Genomic DNA, 25,501 nt, shown 5'->3' with positions numbered 1-25,501 from the left:
ACATAAAAGAATAAAACACTGATTTTTAAGAAAATTATTTTTTAAGCTCGAACAGTGATCATAACAAATTTGCAGCCAGATCGCGATCAAATTCTACGATCGAATTGGCTTTTCCCAAGCTTTTATTCACTTTTTATACAGAGGCTGTGGAAAACTTCTTATTTATGATGATCCTATATGATCAGTTAAAAGGATCCTTTATAATTACGGCCTCTGCAGCGTTTTAATGATTGACTTTTGTTGTCTTCATCTATAATATCTCGCGCTCGCAATGGCACCTGTGCCAGGATCGCGACCTGCATAGGATGTTTTAACCTTAACCGATCGGATGGAATTGTTATGAAAAGAACTTTTCAACCTAGCGTTTTAAAACGCAAACGTACACACGGTTTCCGTGCTCGTATGGCAACAGCAAATGGCCGTAAAGTATTAGCTCGTCGTCGTGCTAAAGGCCGTAAAGTTCTTTCTGCTTAATATATAAGTGGAAGACTTTAGCTTCAGCAGGGAGTTACGTCTGTTAACTCCCTCGCATTACTCTCGAATCTTTAATGAACCAGCACGCGCTGCGACTCCTTTCTTTACCCTATTAGCTAAACGCAATGACCAAACTAATCCTCGATTAGGTCTTACGGTCGCAAAAAAACGCGTTAAAAAAGCCTGTCAACGTAATCGAATTAAACGACTTGCTCGCGAAAGTTTCCGTTTAAATCAGCACAAACTCGATAACATTGATATTGTGCTTATGGTTAAAAGTGGTATCGATGAACAGTCAAACGAAGAGCTAACAAAGCAACTAAATAAATTGTGGCGAAAAATTAACGAACGCTGCAAGCCTGGTGCACCTAAACCACCACCATTTAAAAAACGCCCGAATAAATCAGCTAAATCTAATAAACAAGCCTGATAGCAATAGAATTACAGGCTTAATTAAGGTATCTTTAGCTCACCTTTTAATCATGCATTTAAAATTCTACGATGGGAATTTAAATTCATGGTATCCATTGACTAAATTAACGCAGGGGCAGACACATCATGAGGTTACTTAAACCACTTGTTGCTATTCCAAAGCGCTGTTTAGTCATGCTAATACGCGGCTATCAAAAATGGATAAGTCCACTATTAGGCCCGCATTGTCGTTTTAATCCAACCTGCTCTAGTTACGCTATTCAAGCAATTAATTTGCATGGAAGTGTAAAAGGCAGTTGGTTAGCTGTTAAACGCATATTAAAATGCCACCCTTTACATGCTGGTGGGGATGATCCCGTACCGGCAAAAAATCATATTAACCACCAACACGAGAAATAAGAGCTGTTATGGAATCGCAACGCACGTTTTTATTAATCGGCTTGATGCTTGTGTCGTTTTTATTATTTCAAGAATGGAATAACGACTACAACGCACCAAAGGCTGATCCAAGTGCCACAACACAAACACTAGGCGCAACAACACCAGAATCTGATGACTTTATTCCTGCATCATCTGACGGTGAAGTTCCAGCTGTAACGACAGCAAAGCGCTCAGTTATCGATGTAACAACTGATGTATTCACTGTTAAAATTGACACCCGTGGTGGTGACATCATTGAAACAGACTTACTTCAGTACGAAGAAGAAAAAGGCAGTAACACACCTTACATGCTATTAGGTGAGTTCGATGGTAAGCAATACTTCTCGCAAAGTGGCTTAATTGGTTTAAATGGTCCTGACGCAACTGTTGCTGGTCGCCCTGTTTATAAAACCACACAAAAAGCATTCACTTTAACGGGTGATGAGCTACGTGTACCACTTGAGTTTACTGACAGTAAAGGTGTGACGTTTACTAAAACTTATATCTTCAAAAAAGGCGACTACGCTGTAGATTTAGAGTACACAGTAAACAACGTAACTGCTGATCCAATTCAAGTTCAGTTATACACGCAAGTAAAACGCACAGTACAAGAAAAAGGTAGCTTAGTAGATCAAAACTACTTAGGCGCAGCATTTGGTACTGAAGAAGAGCCATACGAAAAGTACAGCTTCTCAGACATGGCTGATAAAAACCTTAACATCACTACAGCTGGCGGCTACATTGCATTTATCCAACACTACTTTGTAAGTGCGTGGGTACCAAAGCAAGACCAACAAAATACCCTTTACAGCAAATTAGTTGCCGGTAATGCGGCAATTATTGGTACTAAAGGTGAAGCAGTTAACGTACAAGCTGGTACGCAAGCAACACTTAGCTCAACTTACTATATGGGCCCGAAAGAGTCTGACGTACTAGAAGCAATTCACCCAGACTTAGACCTAACTGTAGACTACGGTTGGTTATGGTTTATCTCACAACCATTATTCGTACTACTTAAGTGGTTACACAGCATCCTAGGTAACTGGGGTCTAGCTATCATTGCAATCACGGTTATCGTTAAAACGGCAATGTACCCGCTTACTAAAGCACAATACACGTCAATGGCGAAGATGCGTGCCTTACAGCCTAAAATGGCTGCACTAAAAGAAAAGTATGGTGATGACCGTCAAAAATTCGGTCAAGCTATGATGGAAATGTACCGCAAAGAAAAAGTGAACCCTATGGGTGGCTGTTTCCCACTGTTACTACAAATGCCAATCTTCTTAGCATTATTCTACGTATTCTTAGAATCAACTGAGCTACGTCATGCTGAATTCGTTTTATGGTTAAATGACTTATCAGCAATGGACCCATACTACGTATTACCGGTTTTATTTGGTTTAAGTATGTTCATCACTCAAAAGCTGCAACCTATGACGGTTACTGACCCTATGCAGCAAAAAATGATGACCTTTATGCCAGTTATATTCTCTATTTTCTTCTTATGGTTCCCATCTGGCCTAGTACTTTACTGGTTAGTATCGAACCTTATCTCAATCGCACAGATGCTAATCATCTACCGCGGTATGGAGAAAAAAGGTATTAAGGTAAGAGGCTAACTCTTAACCCAATAAAAAAGGCGCTAACTGCGCCTTTTTTATTGCCTGAAAAAAGCTAACCGAGAATAGGAGAATAAACTTGATTGGGCACACTGCGTTCAGTAAAGCTCAAACTCGTTGTTAGTAACGAAGCAACTACCAAACCGATTGCAACCACCCCAGATAAACCAAGCCACTTTACAGCCGTTGTTTTACGCTTAACCCTAAGCCAACTCATATAGATGCCAGCAGCGCTTACAAAGCTCATCAATACACCAAATAACCCCCAAATAAGCTTGGTACCAATGCCTGCAAAGTTACCAAAGTGCAGCGGATCAGCGGTGTCTTTAATTCGTGGAAGCAGGTTTAGTTCTTCCCCTTTTTGTATGCCTAGAACTTCACCGGAACTTGGTTTTAAATAAACCCGGTTAGCACGCAGGCGCAATAAAATATCATCGTTATAACCACGCACTTCAATTGGCTGTTCTGCTTTATTAGGATAACGAATATAGCGAATATCAAGGCTAGGAAATGCCTGTTGAGCAGCTTCATAAGCTGTAGCTAAACTAATTGGTGTTAGACCTTTGCTAGGGCTTTGCTTTTTAAACTCACTCAAGGCTGGTGGACTAGAGACATAGTGAGGTACCTTCGCAGTTTGCAGCCCATGTTCTACCAGATACCAAACCCCTGTAATGGCCATCACAGCAATAAACCATAAACTCCAAAGCCCTAACAGCTTATGCCAATCAGACCAACTACTACGTTTATCTAGGCTTAGCGCAGCAGGCTTTTTCATAAAGCCTTGCCACCAGCGCCGATACACATAAAAACTCGAGACCAATAAAATAACGAGTAAAATACTCAAACTGGTGACGATTAGTTTACCCATCCAGCCCATCGACAAGTTCATATGCCAGTTACGTAAAAACCGTGATATCCGCGCCCATTCTCCTTCACCGAGTAAGCGACCCGTTGCAGCATCTAAATAAACAAAGCGAAATGAATCACCGACTTTAAGAGCCGCTTCAGTGGCAAGGTAATCTTGTTTATGACGTTGGATATAAAGTAACTGAGCTTGCGGATAATGCTTATTAAGGGTGTTTTCGAGAGCTGGGTAGTTAGTAGAGGCTGAAGAAGTTAAAGCACGGTACTTAGCGTCTGTTAAGTACTCGAGTTCATGACTTAACGTAGCGAGTGTCCCCGATACGCAGGTAACAAAAAACAGGACTCCAACGAAGAGTCCTGCCCAAGAATGTAAGTTAAACCAACTTTTAGCGTTCACACGCCACCATTAAAAACTGTATTTAGCACTTAAATAGACACGGCGTGGCTCACCAGGAAAGTGCCCTGTTCGCTCGATAAAGCCACTGCTTGCGTATTCTTTATCAAATAGGTTCTTAACTGATAGCTGCCATTGCCAGTTATCAACGGTTGTTTGCCACGCCATGTTGTAAACAGTGTAAGGTTTAACACGTTGACCGCCTAAACTAAGCTGTTCATCAACATAATCTAAGCCAGCAGAAATAGATGACGATAAGCTAGGTAGCTCATAGCGTGTCCATATACCTAGAGTATTTTGCGGCGCGTTAGCAAATTTATCGCTATCTGGAATTTGGTTACGAATGCTGTCGTTGGCTTTAGTTATACGGGTATCATTATAAGCGTAGCTTGCAGTAACTACCCAGCGCTCAGTGATGTCACCAACCACTTCGAGTTCAAAACCCTTACTTTGTACTTCACCAACGGCAACTAGGTCATCAACGCCGTCACCTGCAACATCACCTAATAAGCTAGGCTGCAGGATGTTTTCGCGGACAATATCGTACACAGCCATATTAACAGCAAGTGTGTCTGCTAATAGCTTGGTTCTTAAACCTAACTCGTTAATGCGGCTAGTTTCCGGCGAGAACGGACCGCCCTTTGCTGTTTCTTGATTACTCGCACTTTGCGGCACAAAGCCAGTGCCATGTAGCGCATAAGGGAAGAACATATTATTAATGTTATAGCTGGTACCAATACGGTAGGTTAAGTCGCTATCAGAAAACTCGGTTTGATTTAACAGATCTTTATCTTCAAAACGATCATACCTTAAGCCAGCTGTCACACTCCAATTAGCGGTGATATCTAGTTGATCTTGCAAGTAGGCACCAAAGCGGGTGCTATTCGTTTTGCCAAGCCTAGGTGTAATACTATCAAGGTGATAATCATCAGCAGAGGTTAAACCATACTCAGGGTTGTTAAGATCAAGTCCTGGTACTGGGCCACCTTTACTTTGTTGCGTAGCTGTACGGTAAACGCTTTCAAAATCATGTTCATACCAATCACTACCAAACAGCACTTGATGCTGCATATTAGCAAATGCAAACTCTGCAATCGCATTAGCTGTTAAGCTAAAGCCTTCGTTCTCACGTACTTGATCACGAAACTCACGATGGCTCCAATCAACAATACCGTCGTCATCTGTATCTACGAGGCCTCTTGGTTCATGGTAGTTTTGCACTTCTTTGTTATCAAAATAACGTGCTGTGACATCGGTGCGCCAAACATCATTAAATTCATGTTTTAAAGTTGCCTGATAGACATGGGCTTCAACATTTTGAAAGTCTGTCGCCTCGTTATGATTCCAGCTAATATCAGTTAGAAAATTGCCATTATCATCAGCAGGTACACCACGTAAACGTGCCCCACCCAACTCTTGCTCTATATAGGTATACTGAGTGGTCAATTCGGTTGCACTGTTTATAAGCCACGTATAACCAAGATCAACAATGGTATTATCGCTGCTAGTATTAACACGGAATGGCTTTTCAGTATCACGGTAAAGACCAACACGGTAAGCATGATTATCAAGTGATTCACTCAATGTTCCAGTGCTTTCTAATGCACCACTGAAGAAGTCATCATTACCTACTTCAACTTCAATACTGTGTTCACTGGTGAATTTAGGCTTCTTAGTTACATAGTTAATAATACCACCCGGATTACCACTACCGTATATAGCGCCAGCAGGCCCTTTTAAAACCGCAACTTGTTCAATATTAAATAATTGCGGTACAGCAAAGCCATTGAAAGGGTCGCCCTTTACACCATCATATAAAATCTCATCTTGGCGGAAACCACGGAATGTCACGCCTGAATAACTAAAGGCATTAACACCAGCAATATTGCTATAAAGATCGGTAATTTGGCGAGCAGCCTGATCACTGATCAGCTCCTGCGGCAAAATTTGAATTGACTGAGGAATTTTCTCTAAAGGTGTATTGGTACGAGTAGCAAAGCTAGACTCGGTTGGGCGATATAAAGAGAACGCACGGCCAACAACTTCTATTTTTTCGAGTTCTTTAGAATCACTTTGATCAGAAGTAGTCACTTCAGTTTGAGCATGTGCAACGCCCGAAAAACCAGCAGCAAGTGCAATAAAAACAGCAGAAAGACGCATAATAAAAAACGATAAGATTTAGAATGCGCAATATGGTAATGAATATAATTATCATTTGCAATGGCCGTTTATTATTAATTAAAGCTAAATAAAGTATTACTTACATCAGACTTTTGCTACTTCATTACTCAAACAGCTATTCGCATGAAATTAAGCCATAGGTTACAATAGAGCCAGCATTCATTCTTTTATTGGCATTATTTCATCGCATGATTAATCAAGACACAATTGCAGCACAAGCGACCGCACCAGGACGTGGTGGGGTTGGTATTATTCGCGTCTCTGGCAGCTTAGCTAAAACAGTGGCAGAACAGATTATTGGCCGTTGTCCTAAAACACGTTACGCAGACTATGTACCATTTAAAAGCTTGAACGGTGAACAGCTTGACCAAGGTATTGCTATTTACTTCCAAGGGCCAAATTCATTTACCGGCGAAGACGTACTAGAACTACAAGGTCACGGCGGCCCTGTCGTATTAGATATGCTATTAAAAGAAATTAGCCAAATTGACGGTGTACGTTTAGCAAAACCAGGTGAGTTCTCTGAACGCGCATTCATGAATGATAAGCTTGATTTAACTCAAGCAGAGGCAATTGCCGATTTAATTAATGCAACCAGTGAACAAGCAGCAAAAAGCGCCCTCCAATCACTGCAAGGTGAATTCTCTAAACATATTGAAACGCTGGTGGAGAAAGTCATTCACCTACGTATGTATGTTGAAGCCGCAATTGATTTTCCAGATGAAGAAATCGACTTTTTATCAGACGGTAAAGTATCCGCAGATCTCAATGCCATTATTGATCAATTAGAGAATGTAACTCAGCAAGCTAAACAAGGTAGCATCATGCGTGAAGGTATGCGTGTTGTTATTGCGGGTCGCCCTAACGCTGGTAAATCAAGCCTACTTAATGCGTTAGCTGGCCGTGATGCTGCTATCGTTACCGAAATAGCAGGTACAACACGTGACGTATTACGCGAACATATCCACATTGATGGTATGCCACTACATATTATTGATACCGCAGGCCTGCGTGAAAGCCCAGATAAAGTAGAGCAAATTGGTATTGAACGCGCATGGGATGAAATTAACCAAGCCGATCGCGTACTATTTATGTTAGACGGCACAGACACATCAGCCACTGATCCTCATGATATTTGGCCAGAGTTTATGGCCAAGTTGCCAGAGGGTATGGGTGTTACTGTGATCCGAAATAAAGCCGATATTTCCGGTGAAAATGTCGGTATGGATGAACATGATCAATATCCGGTGATCCGTTTAAGCGCTAAAAATGCAGAGGGTATAGAGTTAGTTCGTACTCACTTAAAGGCATGTATAGGTTTCCAAGGCGCCACAGAAGGTGGATTTATGGCACGCCGTCGTCACTTAGATGCTCTTGATCATGCAGCCTATCATTTAAACACAGGCAAAGAGCAATTAGAGATGCATATTGCTGGTGAGATCTTGGCTGAAGAGTTACGCCTAACTCAACAGTTCTTAAATGAGATAACGGGTGAATTTACCTCTGATGACTTGCTAGGGAAAATCTTTAGTTCGTTCTGTATCGGTAAATAAATTCCGGTCATCAATATTATAAAAAAGAGTCGCAAGACTCTTTTTTGTTTTTAGTCTAGTAATCAATTATCGGTTCAGGGCCGAAACCAGCCAGTAATTAACCTCATATCAATTAGTCTAGCGATGTCATTAAACGGAGGACATCATGGACAAATATCAACTCTTTCACCAATTACACCACCAGCAAAGCGGCTTTATGCTTGCTAATGCGTGGGATCTTAGTTCAGCACAATTCATCCAAGCTGCGGGAGCTAAAGCAGTAGCAACAACCAGCTGGGGAATTGCTGCCAGTTTAGGGTTAGCTGATGGTGAAAACATCTCTTTTAAAACTCAATTAGCACTAGCTAAAAGCTTAACCGAACACCTTCATATTCCACTCTCTGTGGATATAGAGTCAGGCTACAGTAACGATCCGCTGCAAATTAGCGAAAACGTTTTAGCGTTAGCAAGATTAGGAGTTGTAGGCATCAATATAGAGGACTCAGATAAAGACACTAACGCACTGAGATCTATCGAACAGCAATGCACTATTATTAGTGAGATAAAGAAAGTACTTAGCGAAAATGGCTTCGGTGGTTTATTTATAAACGCCAGAACCGATACCTACTTTGTTAGTGACTCCCCTTTTAAAGAAACACTAGAACGTGCGAAAGCGTATCAAGATGCAGGTGCTGACGGTCTGTTTGTGCCCGGCTTAACTAACATAGAGCACATAACCAGCTTAGCTAACACAATAGATATGCCACTAAATGTGATGGCAATGAATAATTTTAACTCAGCAAAAGCGGCTTTTGCTGGTGGTGCTAAACGTTTTTCATTAGGTAATTCGCTCTATGATCTAGTCGGTAATACGATAAAAACCAGTTTAACTCAGATCGAAAATTAACTTAGCGAGCTAAAAAATCAGATCAAAACAGCTTTTAAGATCGAATTTAGCTAAAAATGTTATCCACATTTGGGGATTTTTTAGATCTAAAGGCTGATTTGATCATAAAAAAACGCGGAAATTTGAATTTATTTTCATACAACAGCCCTTTTTGATAACTAATTTTCTTAAAAACAGCCTTTATTAGCGCTTATTTAAGTTTTTTCCGATCTATTTTATTGATCGCAAATTGCAAACCGATCGTTATCAACAAGCGTTCTATCCACAAAACGATCATACTCACTATTTTTATCAGATCTGAAAAATTAAGCGCTTACACATAATTAAAGATCAACAACTTAGCAAAGTTATACAGTTTCCAATATTTAGCTTGATCAGAACTTTCCCCAAATTTATTAACAGCTTGATCAAAGGGTTTAATTTATGAATAAATATAAAAAACTATTAAAAACAGTAGATTATAAAAAGTATTAAATTAAAGCTGTCATTTTAAGCAGAAAAACTTATTCAGATCGTAATTCAACGCTTTACTCACACCCTAACTTAGTTATCATGTGGCCACTTATTTCTATACATGATCAATCACATGCAATCAGTAAATATCATCGTTGGTAGCCAAATGGGATCTGCAGAATACGTAGCAGAGCAACTAGCAGAAGCCCTTGAACAACAAGGGATCCAAGTGCAGCTTCATGAACAGCCTGTATTTGATGATATTGATCAGCAAGATACTATTTGGTTGTTATGTACTTCTACATACGGCGCGGGAGACTACCCAGAGAACCTTCTGCCATTTGTTGAATCTATTAACCAACAGACTGATCTTAAAGGATTAAACTACAGTGTGATCGGATTAGGTGACACTAGTTACGACACCTATAACTATGCTGGCCGTAATCTAGATGAGTTATTAGCTAATAAAGGCGCAAACCGCGTGGCAGAACGCTTAGAGCTAAATATTCTTGATGAAGCATTGCCAGAAGACACGGCATTAGCCTGGTTACCAAGCTGGATCGAATCAGCAGGGCTCAATTAATCCGATCGGTGTTGATCGTTGTTATAAAAGTTACCCACAATTTACTGATAATTTAGATCGGATTGTGGATAAACACTGATCTAACTGCGATTTTAACCTAGTTTATCCCTTGGATAAGATCCAATCGATATTGCCCTGTGTATAAACAGCCCTTTTGATCAAAGCTTTTACGCGGGAAGATCCGATCATATTAACACCTTTAGATCTGCGTTAAGATCATGTTTTAAATAGTAAAGCGAACATTATCAACAGATCTAGCCGTTACTAGTAGTAAGAGTAATAAAAGATCTCTTTAAAAGATCCTTTATATTATTAGAGATCACCCACTTAGATCTTGAGCACTGTTTAATCATTTATCTTCTCTAAATTTCTAGGTAGAATACGCTCCCTTTACAAAGTTTTGCTGGTCGATTAAGTAGGATCCCATAAATGATTTTTCACGAACGTTTTGATGTTATTGTTGTAGGTGGTGGACATGCAGGTACTGAAGCTGCATTAGCATCTGCTCGCATGGGCATGAATACCCTATTGCTAACTCATAATATGGATACCCTTGGTCAAATGTCTTGTAACCCGGCAATTGGCGGTATTGGTAAAGGCCATTTAGTTAAAGAGATCGATGCACTTGGTGGTGCAATGGCTCAGGCTATTGATAAAGGCGGTATTCAATTTCGTACTTTAAACTCATCTAAAGGCCCTGCAGTTCGTGCTACACGTGCACAAGCTGACCGTGCTTTGTATAAAGCAGCTATTCAACATACTTTACAACATCAAGAAAACTTAAAGATCTTCCAACAATCATGTGACGATCTAATCGTTGAAGGTGATCGAGTAATCGGTGTTGTAACGCAAATGGGTCTTCGTTTTAGCGCACCTTCTGTGGTTCTTACCGTAGGTACTTTCTTAGGTGGTCAGATCCATATTGGTTTAGAGAACTTCAAAGGTGGTCGTGCCGGTGATCCACCTTCAATTGCACTTGCAGAGCGATTACGTGAATTACCTTTCCGTGTTGATCGCTTAAAAACAGGCACGCCTCCTCGTATTGATGCGCGAACTGTTGATTTTAGCAAGATGCAAGAACAGCCTGGTGATACCCCTACGCCTGTATTCTCATTTATGGGTAAACAATCGGATCACCCACAGCAGATCCCGTGTTACATCACTTATACAAATGAAAAAACACATGATGTGATCCGCAATAACTTACATCGCTCACCTATGTATTCAGGTGTAATTGAAGGTATTGGTCCACGTTACTGCCCTTCAATCGAAGATAAGATCGTACGTTTTGCTGATAAAGACAAACATCAAATCTTTGTTGAGCCTGAAGGTTTAACATCATACGAATTATATCCAAATGGTATTTCAACGAGCTTACCGTTTGATGTACAGCTCGAAATTGTGCAATCAATCACTGGTTTTGAAAATGCACATATTTGTCGCCCTGGTTATGCGATTGAGTATGACTTCTTTGATCCGCGCGACTTAAAGCAATCATTAGAAACTAAGTTTATTAATGGTTTATTCTTCGCAGGCCAAATCAATGGTACAACCGGTTACGAAGAAGCAGGCGCACAAGGTTTAATTGCGGGTATGAACGCCGCATTACAAGTACAAGGCAAAGAGTCTTGGACACCTCGTCGTGATGAAGCATACACAGGTGTACTAATTGACGACCTAGCAACATTAGGTACTAAAGAACCGTACCGTATGTTTACTAGCCGTGCTGAATACCGTTTATTACTTCGTGAAGATAATGCCGACATTCGTTTAACTGAGAAAGGCCGTGAACTTGGCTTAGTTGACGATGCTCGTTGGGCTGCATTTAACGAAAAAATGGAAATCATCGAAAAAGAAACGCAACGTTTAAAAGAAACATGGATCCACAAAGATCACGTTGCTGTTGATCAAGTAAATGCATTATTAAAAACACCACTGACTCGTGAAGCGAGCCTTGAAGATCTGATCCGCCGTCCTGAAATTCGTTATAACGACTTAATGGCAATTGATGGTTTGGGTTCTGAGTTTGATAACCAAGCTGCACTTGAGCAAGTTGAGATCCATACTAAGTACGCAGGCTATATTGCTCGTCAGCAAGATGAGATCAATAAGCAGCTACGTCATGAACAAACTGTATTACCAAAAGACTTTGATTATTCAACTGTTTCTGGCTTATCAAATGAGGTTATCGCAAAGCTTACTGATAGTCGTCCAGATACAATTGGCCAAGCGTCACGTATTTCAGGTATCACCCCTGCTGCTATTTCGCTATTATTAGTCTATCTGAAAAAGCAAGGCTTACTGCGCAAGACTGCGTAGTTGGTGAGGAATACAGTGTTACAACAACAATTAACTTCGCTGTTAGCGCAAACTGATATTGCGCTAACAGAAAAACAGCAACAACAACTTGTGCAATATGTTGAATTATTAGACAAGTGGAACAAAGCGTATAACTTAACCTCTGTTCGTTTACCTGAAGAAATGATGGTTAAACATATTATGGATAGCTTAGTTGTTGCACCACACCTTAAAGGCAAACATTACATTGATGTAGGTACGGGTCCTGGTTTACCGGGTATCGTATTAGCCATCGCTTTACCTGATACACAATTTGTATTGTTAGATAGTTTAGGTAAACGCGTGCGCTTTTTGATGCAGGTAAAACATGCACTTGGCCTTGAAAATGTAACCCCAGTGCAGTCTAGAGTTGAAGAATATCAACCAAGTGTTAAATTAGATGGTGTATTAAGTCGTGCATTCGCCTCTTTACAAGATATGGTTGACTGGTGTGCGCACTTGATTGATCATTCAGGTAAATTTATCGCCTTAAAAGGCGTATTTCCGAGCGAAGAACTAGACTCATTACCTAAAGGTATTAAGTTTGATGAAAAAATCAGCTTGGAAGTACCTGAGTTAGATGCGCAAAGACATCTAATCATTCTATCTAAAGACTAGGGATCAGAGCACTGTGGCAAAAGTCATCGCATTAGCAAACCAAAAAGGTGGTGTTGGTAAAACGACCACCGCTGTGAACCTCGCGGCATCGATGGCCGCGACGAAGCGTAAAGTGTTATTAATCGATCTTGATCCGCAAGGAAACGCTACTATGGGTAGTGGTGTCGATAAATACGGTGATGTTGCGACTATTTACGATTTATTGATTGAAGAAACACCAATCGATGAAGTGATCAATAAAGAAACCTCAGGTGAGTATCACTTAATTGCTGCTAATGGCGATGTGACTGCCGCTGAAGTTAAACTAATGGAATTGTTTGCTCGTGAAGTGCGTTTACGTAATGCGCTTGAACAAATTCAAGACCAATACGATTTCATTTTTATCGACTGCCCGCCTTCACTTAACATGCTTACTGTTAATGCAATGGCTGCCGCAGATTCGATTTTAGTTCCGATGCAATGTGAGTATTATGCCCTTGAAGGTTTAACGGCATTAATGGATACCATTACTCAGCTATCTAAGCTAGTAAATCCAGCGTTAACAATTGAAGGGATTTTGCGCACCATGTATGATCCGCGCAATCGCCTTGCAAATGATGTATCAGAACAACTAAAACAACATTTTGGCGATAAAGTATATCGTACCGTTATCCCACGTAATGTCCGTTTAGCAGAAGCGCCGAGTTTTGGTGCCCCTGCCATGTATTATGACCGTGCATCAAGTGGTGCTAAAGCTTACTTAGCCCTAGCCGGCGAAATGTTACGTAGAAAAGAGAAAACATCTTCAGCAGTAGCCTAACTTCGAGGTAAAAAAATAACATGTCTGCTAAAAAACGCGGTTTAGGCCGAGGACTCGACGCTTTATTAAGTTCATCAAAACCTGCCCCAAGTGCAAATAATCAGCAACAAGCGACAGCAACACCAGAGCAAGTCTCTGAAGTTGTTGCAGAGCAAAGCAAAGGTGAGCTGCAAAAATTAGCGATTGAGTTTTTACAATCGGGTAAATATCAACCGCGTAAAGACATGTCTGAAGAAGCGCTAGAAGAGTTAGCCAGTTCAATTCGTGCTCAAGGCATCATTCAGCCAATTGTTGTGCGCCAAATTGGTGCAGACAAATATGAAATTATTGCTGGTGAACGTCGTTGGCGTGCTGCTCAACTTGCAAAATTAGATGCTGTTCCATGTATCATCAAAGATGTACCAGATGAAGCAGCCGTTGCAATCGCATTGATTGAAAATATCCAACGTGAAGACCTAAACGCGATGGAAGAAGCGATAGCATTAAATCGTTTACTTAACGAATTTGAACTCACTCATCAACAAGTCGCCGAAGCTGTTGGTAAATCGCGTACGACTGTGACTAATTTACTACGTCTAAATAATCTTAACGAAGATGTTAAAATCTTGTTAGAGCATGGCGACATCGAAATGGGTCATGCACGTTGTTTATTGGCACTTGAAGGCGAAGCGCAGTCAGATGCTGCTAGATTAGCGGTTGCTAAAGCGTTGACTGTTCGTGAAACTGAGAAATTAGTTCGCTCTATCTTAGAACCTGCCCCGAAAAAAGAAGTGCAAGAAAAAGATCCGGATGTCAAACAGTTAGAACAAAAACTTGCTGAAAATTTAGGCGCTAAAGTAGAAATAAACTACAATAAAAAAGGCAAAGGCAAACTGGTTATCTCTTATACAACTCTTGATGAGTTGGATGGCATTTTAAGCCGTATAAATTAAGACTATTCCCGTCATTAATTAATAACATGTCCAAAAAGAGACATTTGTGGTGTTTTTGCACTACAAAGGGTCGACTCAAGTTGCAAAACTGGTAGGAATCAGTATAATTTCGCCAGTTTTCATACCCTGACAATTTAACGTTCTAAAGGTTAACAAAACGTGACTAATAGGTTAGCAAGGCCGTATAGGCTTGCCGCATTTAAATTAATTTGTCTTCAGGGTATCGTAGCATTAATCGCTGCAGTAATTGTTTTTATAGGTTGGGGAGTCAATGCCGGCCAGTCAGCGCTTGCTGGCGGAGCTGTTGCACTACTCCCTAATTTTGTATTTGCTGTCTATGCATTCCGTTATATGGGTGCAAGTCGAGTAAATCAAGTGTATGCCTCGCTAAAGCGCGGCAACGGATTAAAATTTATGCTAACAATCGTTTTGTTTGCACTGATACTGAAGTCTTACACGGTCGTTTTATTACCGTTTTTCTGTGTTTATGTATTGGTGTTATTTAGCGGATTGTTTGCGCCCGTTTTTTTTAATCATTAACTTTTGGGATATAACATGGCTGCAGAAGAAGTAACTCTATCAAGCCATATTCAGCACCACTTAACTAACGCTAAGATGTGCTCGACCGACGCTGGTCTTGCCTTCAACAAAGCGTGTGCAGACAGTGGTTTCTGGACATGGAATATAGATACCCTCGCATGGTCAATCGGTCTAGGTCTTGTATTTTTATGGATCTTCCGTAGTGCCGCTAAGAAAGCAAATACCGGTGTACCTGGTAAATTTCAGTGTTTCATTGAAATGATCGTTGAGTTCGTTGGCGACAACGTACGTGACACATACCACGGTAAAAGCGCATTAATCGCTCCATTAGCTCTAACGATTTTCGTTTGGGTGTTCTTAATGAACTTAATGGACTTGATTCCGGTTGATTTCCTACCTGCATTCGCTGGCTTCGTTGGCGAGCAAGCATTTGGTATGGATTCTCACGACGTTTACATGAAGATTGTACCTACAACAGACATCAACATGACTGCTGCACTTGCTATTGGTGTATTCATTCTGATGATCGGTTACGCAATCAAAATTAAAGGGATTGGCGGATTCTTAGCTGAATTAACGCTTCACCCGTTTAGCTCTAATAACAAGCTAGCGATGGTGTTCTTAATCCCATGTAACTTATTACTAGAAACAATCGCTTTAGTTGCTAAGCCGTTCTCGTTAGCACTGCGTTTATTCGGTAACTTATATGCTGGTGAGTTGATTTTCATCTTGATCGGCGCAGTTGGTTTAATGCAACTACCGTTGCACTTTATTTGGGCTGTATTCCACATCTTAGTAATCGTACTGCAAGCATTCGTATTCATGATGCTTACAATCGTATACCTAAGCATGGCAAGCTCAGATAATCACTAATTTTTTACACTTTTAAATTTTAACTTTAATTTACAATTGAAACTTTGGAGAAAAAAATGGAACTAATGATTGGTCTTAAGTACATCGCTGTTGCTCTACTTATCGGCTTCGGTGCAATCGGTACTGCTATCGGCTTCGGTAACATGGGTGGTAAATTCCTAGAAGCTTGTGCACGTCAACCTGAACTTGCACCTTCATTACAAGTTAAGATGTTCATCCTTGCTGGTCTAATCGATGCCGTAGCTATGATCGGTGTTGGTATCGCAATGGTATTGTTGTTCGTACTTTAATATTATTTTTTGAACAGCTTACTATTTTAAGGAGGAGCGGTCGTGAACTTAACAGCCACTCTTATCGGTGAATTAATTGCATTTACGGTTTTCGTACTTTTCTGTATGAAATACGTATGGCCACCACTAAATGGTGCAATTGAAGCTCGCCAGAAGAAAATCGAAGATGGTTTAGCTGCCTCTGATAGAGCCGAAAAAGACTTAGAACTTGCGCAAAAGAAAGCTGCTGAGCAGCTTAAAGAGGCAAAAGCTCAAGCGGCTGATATCATTGAACAAGCTAAAAAGCGTGCCACGCTAATCGTTGACGAAGAAACTGTTCGTGGTCAACAAGAGCGTGAAAAAATTATTGCTCAAGGGCACTCTGAAATCGAAGCAGAGCGTAACCGTGTAACAGAAGAACTACGTAAACAAGTAGCGACGCTGGCAGTGGTTGGTGCTGAGAAGATTTTAGAGCGCGAAATCAATCAAGCCGCACACAGTGACATCGTTGAAAAACTTGTCGCTGAGCTGTAATTAGGAGGGTATGAGCATGTCTGAATTGGCTACTATCGCTCGCCCATACGCTAAAGCGGCTTTTGAACTTGCCGTTGAAAAAGGCACTGTTGAAAGTTGGAACGACATGCTGTTCTTTGCTGGCCATGTTGCCAGCAACGAGCAAGCCGCTGCCGCGCTAGCTGGATTGCCTACTGCTACTGAACAAGCAGATCTGTTTATCAAGATCTGTGCAGAGCAGCTCAACGAACAAGGTCAGAACCTAATCAAGGTGATGGCTGAAAATGGACGTTTAGTTGCACTGCCTGCTGTTGCTGAGTTATTCGCTGAATTTAAAGCGGACTACGACAAAGAAATCGACGTTGACGTGATTTCTGCAACACCGCTTGCTGCTGAGCAGCAAGCAACATTGGTAGCGGCACTTGAAAAACGTTTCGCACGCAAAGTTAAGCTGAATTGTAGTGAAGATACTACAGTTGTTGGCGGTCTTATCATTAAGGCGGGTGACACTGTAATCGACGGCTCAGTACGTGGCAAATTAGCCCGCTTAGCTACATCACTACAATCGTAATTGGGAAAAAGAGCATGCAACTTAATTCCACTGAAATTTCAGATCTGATCAAACAACGTATTGAGCAGTTCGAAGTTGTAAGTGAAGCTCGTAACGAAGGTACTATCGTATCTGTTACTGACGGTATCATCCGCATCCACGGTCTTGCTGACTGTATGCAAGGTGAGATGATCGAGCTTCCTGGCAACCGTTATGCTATCGCACTAAACCTTGAGCGTGACTCAGTAGGTGCTGTAGTAATGGGTCCTTACGCTGACCTTAAAGAAGGCGTAAAAGTTAAATCAACTGGTCGTATCCTAGAGGTTCCTGTTGGTCGTGGTCTACTTGGTCGTGTTGTTAACACACTAGGTGCACCTATCGACGGTAAAGGCGCTTTAGATAACGACGGTTTTGAACCTGTTGAGAAAATCGCACCAGGCGTTATCGAACGTCAATCAGTAGATGAGCCAGTACAAACTGGTTATAAATCTATCGATGCGATGATCCCAGTAGGTCGTGGTCAACGTGAGCTTGTGATCGGTGACCGCCAAACTGGTAAAACTGCATTAGCAATCGATGCTATCATCAACCAAAAAGGTACAGGCGTTAAGTGTGTGTACGTTGCAGTTGGTCAAAAAGCATCTACTATCGCTAACGTAGTACGTAAATTAGAAGAGCACGGTGCATTAGAAAACACAATCGTTGTTGTTGCATCTGCTTCTGAATCTGCGGCACTTCAGTACCTAGCACCATTCTCTGGTTGTACTATGGGTGAATACTTCCGTGACCGTGGTGAAGACGCGCTAATCGTATATGATGATTTATCTAAGCAAGCTGTTGCTTACCGTCAAATCTCATTACTACTTAAGCGTCCACCAGGCCGTGAAGCATACCCAGGTGACGTATTCTACCTTCACTCACGTCTTCTAGAGCGTGCATCACGTGTAAACGCTGATTACGTTGAGAAGTTCACTAATGGTGAAGTGAAAGGTAAAACAGGTTCATTGACGGCATTGCCAATCATTGAAACTCAAGGCGGCGACGTTTCTGCGTTCGTACCGACAAACGTTATCTCTATCACCGATGGTCAGATCTTCTTAGAAACTGACTTATTCAACTCAGGTATCCGTCCAGCTGTTAACGCTGGTATCTCGGTATCTCGTGTTGGTGGTGCAGCGCAAACTAAAATCGTTAAGAAACTAGGTGGTGGTATCCGTCTAGCGTTAGCTCAGTACCGTGAATTAGCTGCGTTCTCGCAGTTCGCGTCTGACCTTGACGATGCAACACGTGCTCAATTAGAGCATGGTGAGCGCGTAACAGAGCTAATGAAGCAGAAACAGTACGCACCAATGTCTGTTGCTGAAATGTCTCTGTCGCTATTTGCTGCTGAAAAAGGCTACCTAAAAGACATCGAAATCGCGAAAATCATGGATTTCGAAGCTGGCCTAATTTCTTATGCAAACAGCACATACGCAGAGCTAATGGCTCAAATCAATGAAACTGGTAACTACAACGCTGAGATTGAAGCTCAACTTAAAGAACTTCTAGAGAAGTTCAAGTCGACGCAAACTTGGTAATTTAGTTATGAATGGTGAGCTTTAGGCAACTAAAGCCCACCTGATTCGGAGAGAGAGTCATGGCCAGCGGAAAAGAGATTAAAAGCAAGATCGGGAGTATCAAGAATACTCAAAAGATCACCAGCGCAATGGAAATGGTTGCTGCGTCTAAAATGAAAAAAGCGCAGGAACGTGTGGCGTCAAGCCGTCCATACGCTGAAAACTTACGCCAAGTGATTGGTCGTGTTGCTCAAGCAAATCTTGATTTTACTCACCCTTTCTTAGAAGAGCGTGAAGTAAAACGAGTTGGTTATATTGTTATCTCTACTGACCGTGGTCTATGTGGTGGCTTGAACTCAAACGAGTTCAAAAAAGTTGCCCTAGATGTTAAAGCGTGGAAAGAAAAAGGCGTTGAAGCTGAATTTACTACTTTAGGTAGCAAAGCAGCTGGCTTTTTCCAACGTTTTGGCGGTAAGTTAGTCGCTAAAAAAGCGAACTTAGGAGATACACCTTCACTACAAGACGTTATTGGTCCTGTAAAGACAATGCTAGATGCATACTCTGAAGGTAAAATTGACCGCTTATACGTAGTATTTAACAAGTTCGTTAATACTATGAAGCAAGAGCCAACAATCGATCAGTTACTCCCTTTGCCAAAAGCTGAAGAAGAAGTATCTCAACATTCTTGGGATTACTTATATGAGCCAAACCCAGAAGCAATTTTAGAAGCTCTGTTAGTACGCTTTATTGAGTCTCAAGTATACCAAGGTGTAGTTGAGAACGCTGCCTCTGAACAGGCTGCCCGTATGGTTGCAATGAAAGCTGCAACTGATAACGCAGGCGACCTTATGGATGAGTTACAGCTTGTTTATAACAAGGCTCGTCAAGCTGCAATCACACAAGAAATTAGTGAGATTGTTGGCGGTTCGGCAGCAGTTTAACGCTTCGGCAAAGTTTAATGAGAGGAATAGACATGAGTTTAGGTAAGGTCGTCCAAATTATCGGCGCCGTTGTGGATATCGAATTTCCACAAGACAACGTGCCAGCCGTATATGACGCACTAAAAGTAACAGATGGCGACTTAGCTGGTTTAACTTTAGAAGTTCAACAACAGCTAGGTGGCGGTGTGGTACGTGGTATCGCACTTGGTACTACTGACGGTTTACGTCGTGGTACTGCAGTAGAAGGTACAGGTCAGCCAATCCACGTTCCAGTAGGTACGAAGACACTAGGTCGTATCATGGACGTTTTAGGTAACCCTATTGATGAAGCTGGTCCAATTGGTGAAGAAGAGCGTATGTCTATTCACCGTGCAGCACCTTCTTATGAAGAACAATCAAGTTCAGTAGAACTTTTAGAGACTGGTATCAAGGTAATCGACCTTGTATGTCCATTCGCTAAAGGTGGTAAAGTTGGTCTATTCGGTGGTGCCGGTGTTGGTAAAACCGTAAACATGATGGAACTTATCCGTAACATCGCAATCGAGCACAGCGGTTACTCAGTATTCGCAGGTGTTGGTGAGCGTACTCGTGAGGGTAATGACTTCTACCATGAGATGAACGACTCAAACGTACTAGACAAAGTATCTCTAGTATACGGTCAAATGAATGAGCCACCGGGTAACCGTTTACGCGTAGCGTTAACTGGTCTTACTATGGCTGAGAAGTTCCGTGACGAAGGTCGTGACGTACTTTTCTTCGTTGATAACATCTACCGTTATACTCTAGCGGGTACAGAGGTATCAGCACTTCTAGGTCGTATGCCTTCAGCAGTAGGTTACCAACCAACTCTTGCTGAAGAAATGGGTGTACTTCAAGAGCGTATCGCATCTACTAAGACGGGTTCAATCACTTCAATCCAAGCGGTATACGTACCTGCGGATGACTTAACTGACCCATCTCCAGCAACAACGTTTGCTCACTTAGATGCAACAGTAGTACTTTCTCGTGATATCGCTTCACTTGGTATCTACCCTGCGGTAGACCCACTTGATTCATCTTCACGTCAACTTGACCCACTAGTAATCGGTCAAGAGCACTACGATACAGCGCGTGGCGTTCAAACAGTTCTTCAACGTTATAAAGAACTTAAAGACATCATCGCAATCCTAGGTATGGACGAGCTTTCTGACGAAGATAAGCAAGTTGTATCTCGTGCACGTAAAATCCAGCGTTTCCTATCTCAGCCGTTCTTCGTTGCTGAGGTATTCACAGGCGCGCCTGGTAAATACGTGTCACTTAAAGACACAATTGCTGGCTTCAAAGGTATCTTAAACGGTGAGTTTGATGATATGCCAGAGCAAGCGTTCTACATGGTTGGCTCTATTGAAGAAGCTCAAGAAAAAGCCAAAAGCATGTAATTAGGAGGGTAGTATGGCGGCTATGACTGTACATCTTGACGTAGTAAGCGCAGAAGAGAGCTTGTTCTCTGGTCTGGTTGAATCGATTCAAGTGAGTGGTAGTGAAGGTGACCTTGGTGTTAACTATGGTCACGCTCCATTATTAACTGCCCTAAAACCTGGTATGGTACGTTTAGTTAAGCAATTTGGTCACGAAGACGTGATGTATATTGCTGGCGGCACGCTAGAAGTTCAACCGGATCGCATCACGATTCTTGCAGATACTGCAGTACGTGGTGAAGACCTAGACGAGCAAGCGGCTGAAAAAGCTAAACGTGATGCTGAAGAGCAAATGGCGAATACGTCAACTGCTGAGTTAGATTATCAACAAGCTGCAGTGCAACTTGCTGAAGCAATCGCTCAACTTCGCGTAATTCAACAATTACGTAAAAAGTAAGCCTACTCGGTTTTCGAAAAGCCCACTTAATGTGGGCTTTTTTGTGCCTAAAATTCACCGCTAAGCACCCTACTTTATATTTATACTTATATCCTTCATCAAAGCTCGCTACAATAGTGTAAATTAATAGTGAATAGCTGTTTCATTCAAGGTTCAGTCCAACACATTAGGATTGAGTATTTACACATGATGTGACTTACACAACTTTGTATGTTTCCCAGAACTCACAAAATATTGCACACCTAAAACAAAGAAAGAAGGATATTGTTTTAATGTCTCTGACTACCGTTATTCTTGCTGCGGGTAAAGGCACCCGTATGCGCTCTGCTCTACCTAAGGTATTACACAAAGTTGCTGGCAAACCTATGGTGCAGCACGTTATTGATAATGCCACTGCCCTTGGCGCTCGTGAAACAAATCTTGTTTACGGTCATGGCCGTGAGCAGCTTCAAGAAGCCCTATCGCACAACCAAGTAAACTGGGTATTACAAGAAGAACAACTCGGTACGGGTCATGCTGTCGCTGTTGCTAAAGAACATATTGCCGATGATGACACCGTATTAATTCTCTATGGTGATGTGCCATTAACAAAACGCGCGACCTTAGAAAAGCTACTTGCTGCGACTCCAGAAAAAGGCTTAGCAGTATTAACGGTTACCTTAGATGATCCATCAGGTTATGGTCGAATGATCCGTGAAAATGGCAAGCTAGTCGGTATTGTTGAACAAAAAGACGCTTCACCTGAGCAACTTGCGATTAAAGAAATCAATACCGGTATTATGGCTGCTAATGGTGCGCTACTTAAACGTTGGTTAGGTAACCTATCTAACAATAACGCCCAAGGTGAATACTACCTAACAGACATTGTTGCGATGGCACACAGTGAAGGTGTTGAAATTACCTCTGCACAGCCTGAGCATCCGATGGAAGTTGAAGGTGCTAATAATCGCGTACAACTTTCAGCGCTTGAACGTGCATACCAAGCATGGCAAGCAGAAGAGCTAATGCTAAACGGCGCAACACTTGCTGATCCTGCTCGTATTGATGTACGTGGTGAAGTAACGACTGGCGAAGATGTTCTCATCGACGTTAATGTTATTTTCGAAGGTAAAGTAACTCTGGGTAATAACGTACAAATTGGCCCAAATTGCGTACTTAAAGATTGTACTATCGGCGATAACGTTGTTATTAAAGCTAACTCACTTGTTGAAGAAGCCAGCGTTGCTGCTAAATGTACTTTAGGCCCATATGCCCGCCTTCGCCCTGGTGCGATTATGGAAGAAGACTCGCACATTGGTAACTTCGTTGAGATGAAAAAGACTCGCTTAGGCAAAGGCTCAAAAGCAAATCACCTAACCTACTTAGGCGACACTGAAGTTGGCGAAAAAGTTAATATTGGCGCAGGTACTATTACTTGTAACTATGATGGTGTAAATAAATCAAAAACCATTATTGGTGATAACGCCTTTATCGGTTCTAACTCATCACTGGTGGCCCCAGTGAATATTGGCTCAATGGCAACGATTGGCGCAGGCTCTGTTATCACTAATACTGTTGAAGATGATCAGCTTGCAGTCGCTCGTGGTAAACAACGTAACCTTACTGGTTGGAAGCGCCCAACTAAAAAGTAATGAGCTACCCTACTAATTTATAAATAAAAAGCGAGTTTATACTCGCTTTTTTTATGACAAAATTTTGTTCTCATAAAAGTGCCATATAGTTGTAATGCCTGCGTGTTGTAATTGCCTCAATACAACTCCAAGGAAAAATAATAATGTTAAAAAGATCAATTATTGCGCTATCACTTTTAACCATTCTTTCTGGCTGCTCATTAGACGGTGACGACGGCAAAGACGGCCTACAAGGTGAACAAGGTCCTGCAGGTCAAAATGGTACTAATGGAACTGATGGGGTAAATGGCACCGATGGTGCAAACGGAACTGACGGAGCAAATGGTACAGATGCAAACGCTGCTTTAACTATAAATCTTATCGGCCGTGCAGTGCTGAATGCAGAAAGCCCTGAAGGTGCTGCGGAAATTGTTGCTTATCAAGCATCTAAACAACGAATTTTTGCTATCAATAGTTCCGGTGATTCTGCGGTCGTTAATATCATGAAAGCCGATAGCTTTGACCGCGCAGCTTTAGTTAAAGATAACGAAGGGGTTATAAACGGCACTAATTTAAGCTCAGAGATTACCCTTGCACTTAATGAGCACAGTGTGGGTGATGCAAACAGTATCGCTATTGATGCTAATAATGAACTTTTAGCAGTCGCTATGGCTGCAAGTAATACCGGTGATGCCGGTTTAATCGCATTTTATGATATTAGTGGCGACCAGCCTCAGTTTATTAAAAATGTCACTGTTGGCGCCCTACCCGACATGGTTACTTTTAGCCATGATGGCAATAAAGTATTGGTTGCAAATGAAGGCGAACCTAATGGTGATTACAGTATTGACCCAGAAGGCTCTATCAGCATTATTAATATTAATGATGGTGTAATTGCAGATACTGCTATTAGCATTACTTTTTCGGCTTATAACGACAAACAAGCAGAACTTGAAGAACTTGGGATTGTATTTGCTAACCCGACAGGTCGAACAATCAACGGTAACTTGATTAATACAACCGTAGCAATGGATTTAGAACCTGAATACATCAGCGTTTCGAAAGACAATAAGTTTGCCTACGTGTCATTACAAGAAAATAACGCCCTTGCTATCGTCAATCTTGAAGATAATAGCTTAGAGCTTAAAGGCTTAGGATTTAAAGATTGGTCTAATTTACTTTTTGATGCATCAGATAAAGACGGTGGTGTTAACTTTAAATCGTACCCTGGTCTCTATGGCATGTATCAACCTGATACGATTTCAAGCTTTACTTGGAAAGGTGCTAACTTTATTGTCACAGCGAACGAAGGTGATGCACGAGAATACTTCTTTGATACAACCGACGAAGCTGATTGTTTAGCAAAGGGTGGTCTAGATTATGATGAAGATGATGGTTGTTTATCATATATAGATGAAACCAGAGCTAAAGACTTAACACTGGCAAGCAATTTTGATTACCTGAACAATGACAACAGTGATATTGGCCGTTTAAAAGTGACCACTGTTAAAGGTGATGAAGATAATAATGGCGAATATGAATCACTCTATGCATATGGTGCCCGCTCTTTTACCATTTGGGATAGTAACGGCATGGTGGTTTTTGACTCGGGCGATCAAATCTCACGTATTACTGCATCAGTTCACGGAGCAGCATTCAATAATAACGAAGATGAAAATGACGGTGATAGTCGCTCTGATGACAAAGGTGCAGAACCAGAAGCGTTAGCACTGGGTACGATTGGCGAACGTACATTTGCATTTATTGGTTTAGAGCGTATGGGTGGCATTATGGTGTTTGATATTACTAATCCATACAATGTGACATTCCAAGATTACTTTTTTAATCGTGGCCTAGAAGCTGATGCAGATATAACAGGTGATCTTGCTCCTGAAGGTATGGCATTTATACCTGCAGAACAAAGTGCAACGAATGAAGCATTGCTAGTTGTTGGTAATGAAATTTCGGGGTCAATCGCTGTTTGGGAAATTTCTACTAACTAATCCGCCTTATAAAAATAAAAAGCGACATACCTAATTTAAAGTATGTCGCTTTTTCTATGCCATTTTATCCTCACAAAAATGACTGCTTTTTGAGCTAAAACCCCTCTGCAGCCCTTTATTTGTATGGTTATTGTACTAATTTGAAAATAATCAAAAAAACCTTCAAAAAGTGCTTGCGTTAATTCTTCGCATCCCTATAATGCGCATCCACTGACACGGCGGGCAGCAATGAAAAGCGCTGAACAAA

The 25,501-nt window shown here is 41.4% G+C and carries 24 protein-coding genes; 22 read left to right on the top strand and 2 right to left on the bottom strand.

Annotated features, from left to right (window positions below):
• Window positions 1-339 precede the first annotated feature (339 nt).
• From rpmH to yidC, 4 genes are all read left to right on the top strand, one after another.
• Window positions 340-474 carry a 50S ribosomal protein L34 gene (gene rpmH, locus HUS61_RS18140; RefSeq protein WP_008488847.1) on the top strand — a complete coding sequence of 45 codons (135 nt, stop codon included), beginning with the start codon at window positions 340-342 and terminating at the stop codon, window positions 472-474.
• 7 nt (window positions 475-481) lie between these two features.
• Window positions 482-904 (top strand): ribonuclease P protein component, encoded by a 423-nt coding sequence (rnpA, locus tag HUS61_RS18135; protein ID WP_058583673.1) that lies wholly within the window; start codon window positions 482-484, stop codon window positions 902-904.
• A 128-nt stretch (window positions 905-1,032) separates the two neighbouring features.
• Window positions 1,033-1,305 (top strand): membrane protein insertion efficiency factor YidD, encoded by a 273-nt coding sequence (yidD, locus tag HUS61_RS18130; protein WP_054563758.1) that lies wholly within the window; start codon window positions 1,033-1,035, stop codon window positions 1,303-1,305.
• A gap of 8 nt (window positions 1,306-1,313) precedes the next feature.
• Complete coding sequence (gene yidC / locus HUS61_RS18125; RefSeq protein ID WP_175083288.1) at window positions 1,314-2,945, top strand: membrane protein insertase YidC; 1,632 nt, start codon at window positions 1,314-1,316, stop codon at window positions 2,943-2,945.
• 55 nt (window positions 2,946-3,000) lie between these two features.
• Here the strand turns inward: yidC and HUS61_RS18120 are convergent, their stop codons facing one another.
• Both HUS61_RS18120 and HUS61_RS18115 read right to left on the bottom strand, forming a co-directional pair.
• The gene (locus HUS61_RS18120; RefSeq protein ID WP_175083287.1) at window positions 3,001-4,206 is read right to left on the bottom strand and encodes a PepSY domain-containing protein; all 1,206 of its coding nucleotides are present in this window, start codon (window positions 4,204-4,206) and stop codon (window positions 3,001-3,003) included.
• A 9-nt stretch (window positions 4,207-4,215) separates the two neighbouring features.
• Window positions 4,216-6,363 carry a TonB-dependent siderophore receptor gene (locus HUS61_RS18115; RefSeq protein WP_175083286.1) on the bottom strand — a complete coding sequence of 716 codons (2,148 nt, stop codon included), beginning with the start codon at window positions 6,361-6,363 and terminating at the stop codon, window positions 4,216-4,218.
• 209 nt (window positions 6,364-6,572) lie between these two features.
• Here HUS61_RS18115 and mnmE point away from each other — a divergent pair, with 209 nt between their 5' ends.
• From mnmE to HUS61_RS18025, 18 genes are all read left to right on the top strand, one after another.
• The gene (gene mnmE, locus HUS61_RS18110) at window positions 6,573-7,937 is read left to right on the top strand and encodes a tRNA uridine-5-carboxymethylaminomethyl(34) synthesis GTPase MnmE (protein WP_175083285.1); all 1,365 of its coding nucleotides are present in this window, start codon (window positions 6,573-6,575) and stop codon (window positions 7,935-7,937) included.
• A 145-nt stretch (window positions 7,938-8,082) separates the two neighbouring features.
• Entirely contained in the window at window positions 8,083-8,823 is a 741-nt protein-coding gene (locus HUS61_RS18105) for an isocitrate lyase/phosphoenolpyruvate mutase family protein (protein ID WP_175083284.1), read from the top strand.
• 586 nt (window positions 8,824-9,409) lie between these two features.
• Window positions 9,410-9,859: an FMN-binding protein MioC gene (gene mioC / locus HUS61_RS18100; protein ID WP_175083283.1), complete on the top strand. Its 450-nt coding sequence runs from the start codon at window positions 9,410-9,412 to the stop codon at window positions 9,857-9,859.
• A 429-nt stretch (window positions 9,860-10,288) separates the two neighbouring features.
• A complete protein-coding gene (gene mnmG, locus HUS61_RS18095; RefSeq protein ID WP_054554801.1) occupies window positions 10,289-12,178 on the top strand; it encodes a tRNA uridine-5-carboxymethylaminomethyl(34) synthesis enzyme MnmG in 1,890 nt (629 codons plus the stop codon).
• A 15-nt stretch (window positions 12,179-12,193) separates the two neighbouring features.
• Window positions 12,194-12,814 carry a 16S rRNA (guanine(527)-N(7))-methyltransferase RsmG gene (gene rsmG / locus HUS61_RS18090; protein WP_054554802.1) on the top strand — a complete coding sequence of 207 codons (621 nt, stop codon included), beginning with the start codon at window positions 12,194-12,196 and terminating at the stop codon, window positions 12,812-12,814.
• A gap of 13 nt (window positions 12,815-12,827) precedes the next feature.
• Window positions 12,828-13,613, top strand: coding sequence for a ParA family protein (locus tag HUS61_RS18085; protein ID WP_054554803.1), 786 nt, complete (start codon window positions 12,828-12,830; stop codon window positions 13,611-13,613).
• A gap of 20 nt (window positions 13,614-13,633) precedes the next feature.
• Complete coding sequence (locus tag HUS61_RS18080; protein WP_054554804.1) at window positions 13,634-14,545, top strand: ParB/RepB/Spo0J family partition protein; 912 nt, start codon at window positions 13,634-13,636, stop codon at window positions 14,543-14,545.
• 159 nt (window positions 14,546-14,704) lie between these two features.
• Complete coding sequence (locus HUS61_RS18075) at window positions 14,705-15,085, top strand: ATP synthase subunit I (protein ID WP_054554805.1); 381 nt, start codon at window positions 14,705-14,707, stop codon at window positions 15,083-15,085.
• A 15-nt stretch (window positions 15,086-15,100) separates the two neighbouring features.
• On the top strand, window positions 15,101-15,958 hold the full coding sequence (gene atpB, locus HUS61_RS18070) for a F0F1 ATP synthase subunit A (protein ID WP_054554806.1): 858 nt from the start codon (window positions 15,101-15,103) through the stop codon (window positions 15,956-15,958).
• Window positions 15,959-16,014: 56 nt separating this feature from the next.
• Complete coding sequence (gene atpE / locus HUS61_RS18065) at window positions 16,015-16,248, top strand: F0F1 ATP synthase subunit C (protein ID WP_010561330.1); 234 nt, start codon at window positions 16,015-16,017, stop codon at window positions 16,246-16,248.
• Between the two features lie 42 nt (window positions 16,249-16,290).
• Window positions 16,291-16,761, top strand: a complete 471-nt coding sequence (gene atpF, locus HUS61_RS18060; RefSeq protein ID WP_054554807.1) for a F0F1 ATP synthase subunit B — start codon at window positions 16,291-16,293, stop codon at window positions 16,759-16,761.
• Window positions 16,762-16,777: 16 nt separating this feature from the next.
• Complete coding sequence (gene atpH / locus HUS61_RS18055) at window positions 16,778-17,311, top strand: F0F1 ATP synthase subunit delta (RefSeq protein ID WP_054554808.1); 534 nt, start codon at window positions 16,778-16,780, stop codon at window positions 17,309-17,311.
• Between the two features lie 14 nt (window positions 17,312-17,325).
• Window positions 17,326-18,867, top strand: a complete 1,542-nt coding sequence (gene atpA, locus HUS61_RS18050) for a F0F1 ATP synthase subunit alpha (protein WP_054554809.1) — start codon at window positions 17,326-17,328, stop codon at window positions 18,865-18,867.
• A gap of 59 nt (window positions 18,868-18,926) precedes the next feature.
• A complete protein-coding gene (gene atpG, locus HUS61_RS18045) occupies window positions 18,927-19,787 on the top strand; it encodes a F0F1 ATP synthase subunit gamma (protein ID WP_054554810.1) in 861 nt (286 codons plus the stop codon).
• Between the two features lie 32 nt (window positions 19,788-19,819).
• Window positions 19,820-21,205 carry a F0F1 ATP synthase subunit beta gene (gene atpD / locus HUS61_RS18040; protein ID WP_054554811.1) on the top strand — a complete coding sequence of 462 codons (1,386 nt, stop codon included), beginning with the start codon at window positions 19,820-19,822 and terminating at the stop codon, window positions 21,203-21,205.
• A gap of 13 nt (window positions 21,206-21,218) precedes the next feature.
• Window positions 21,219-21,641 carry a F0F1 ATP synthase subunit epsilon gene (locus tag HUS61_RS18035; protein ID WP_054554812.1) on the top strand — a complete coding sequence of 141 codons (423 nt, stop codon included), beginning with the start codon at window positions 21,219-21,221 and terminating at the stop codon, window positions 21,639-21,641.
• Window positions 21,642-21,913: 272 nt separating this feature from the next.
• Window positions 21,914-23,272 (top strand): bifunctional UDP-N-acetylglucosamine diphosphorylase/glucosamine-1-phosphate N-acetyltransferase GlmU, encoded by a 1,359-nt coding sequence (glmU, locus tag HUS61_RS18030; protein WP_063528634.1) that lies wholly within the window; start codon window positions 21,914-21,916, stop codon window positions 23,270-23,272.
• A gap of 143 nt (window positions 23,273-23,415) precedes the next feature.
• On the top strand, window positions 23,416-25,254 hold the full coding sequence (locus HUS61_RS18025; RefSeq protein ID WP_175083282.1) for a choice-of-anchor I family protein: 1,839 nt from the start codon (window positions 23,416-23,418) through the stop codon (window positions 25,252-25,254).
• Window positions 25,255-25,501: the final 247 nt, after the last annotated feature.

It is taken from the genome of Pseudoalteromonas sp. 0802 (assembly GCF_013350085.1).
In the GTDB taxonomy this organism is placed as follows: Bacteria; Pseudomonadota; Gammaproteobacteria; order Enterobacterales; family Alteromonadaceae; genus Pseudoalteromonas.
The sequence above is the reverse complement of the archived record's forward strand: the minus strand, read 5'-3'. Positions and strand labels throughout refer to the sequence as shown.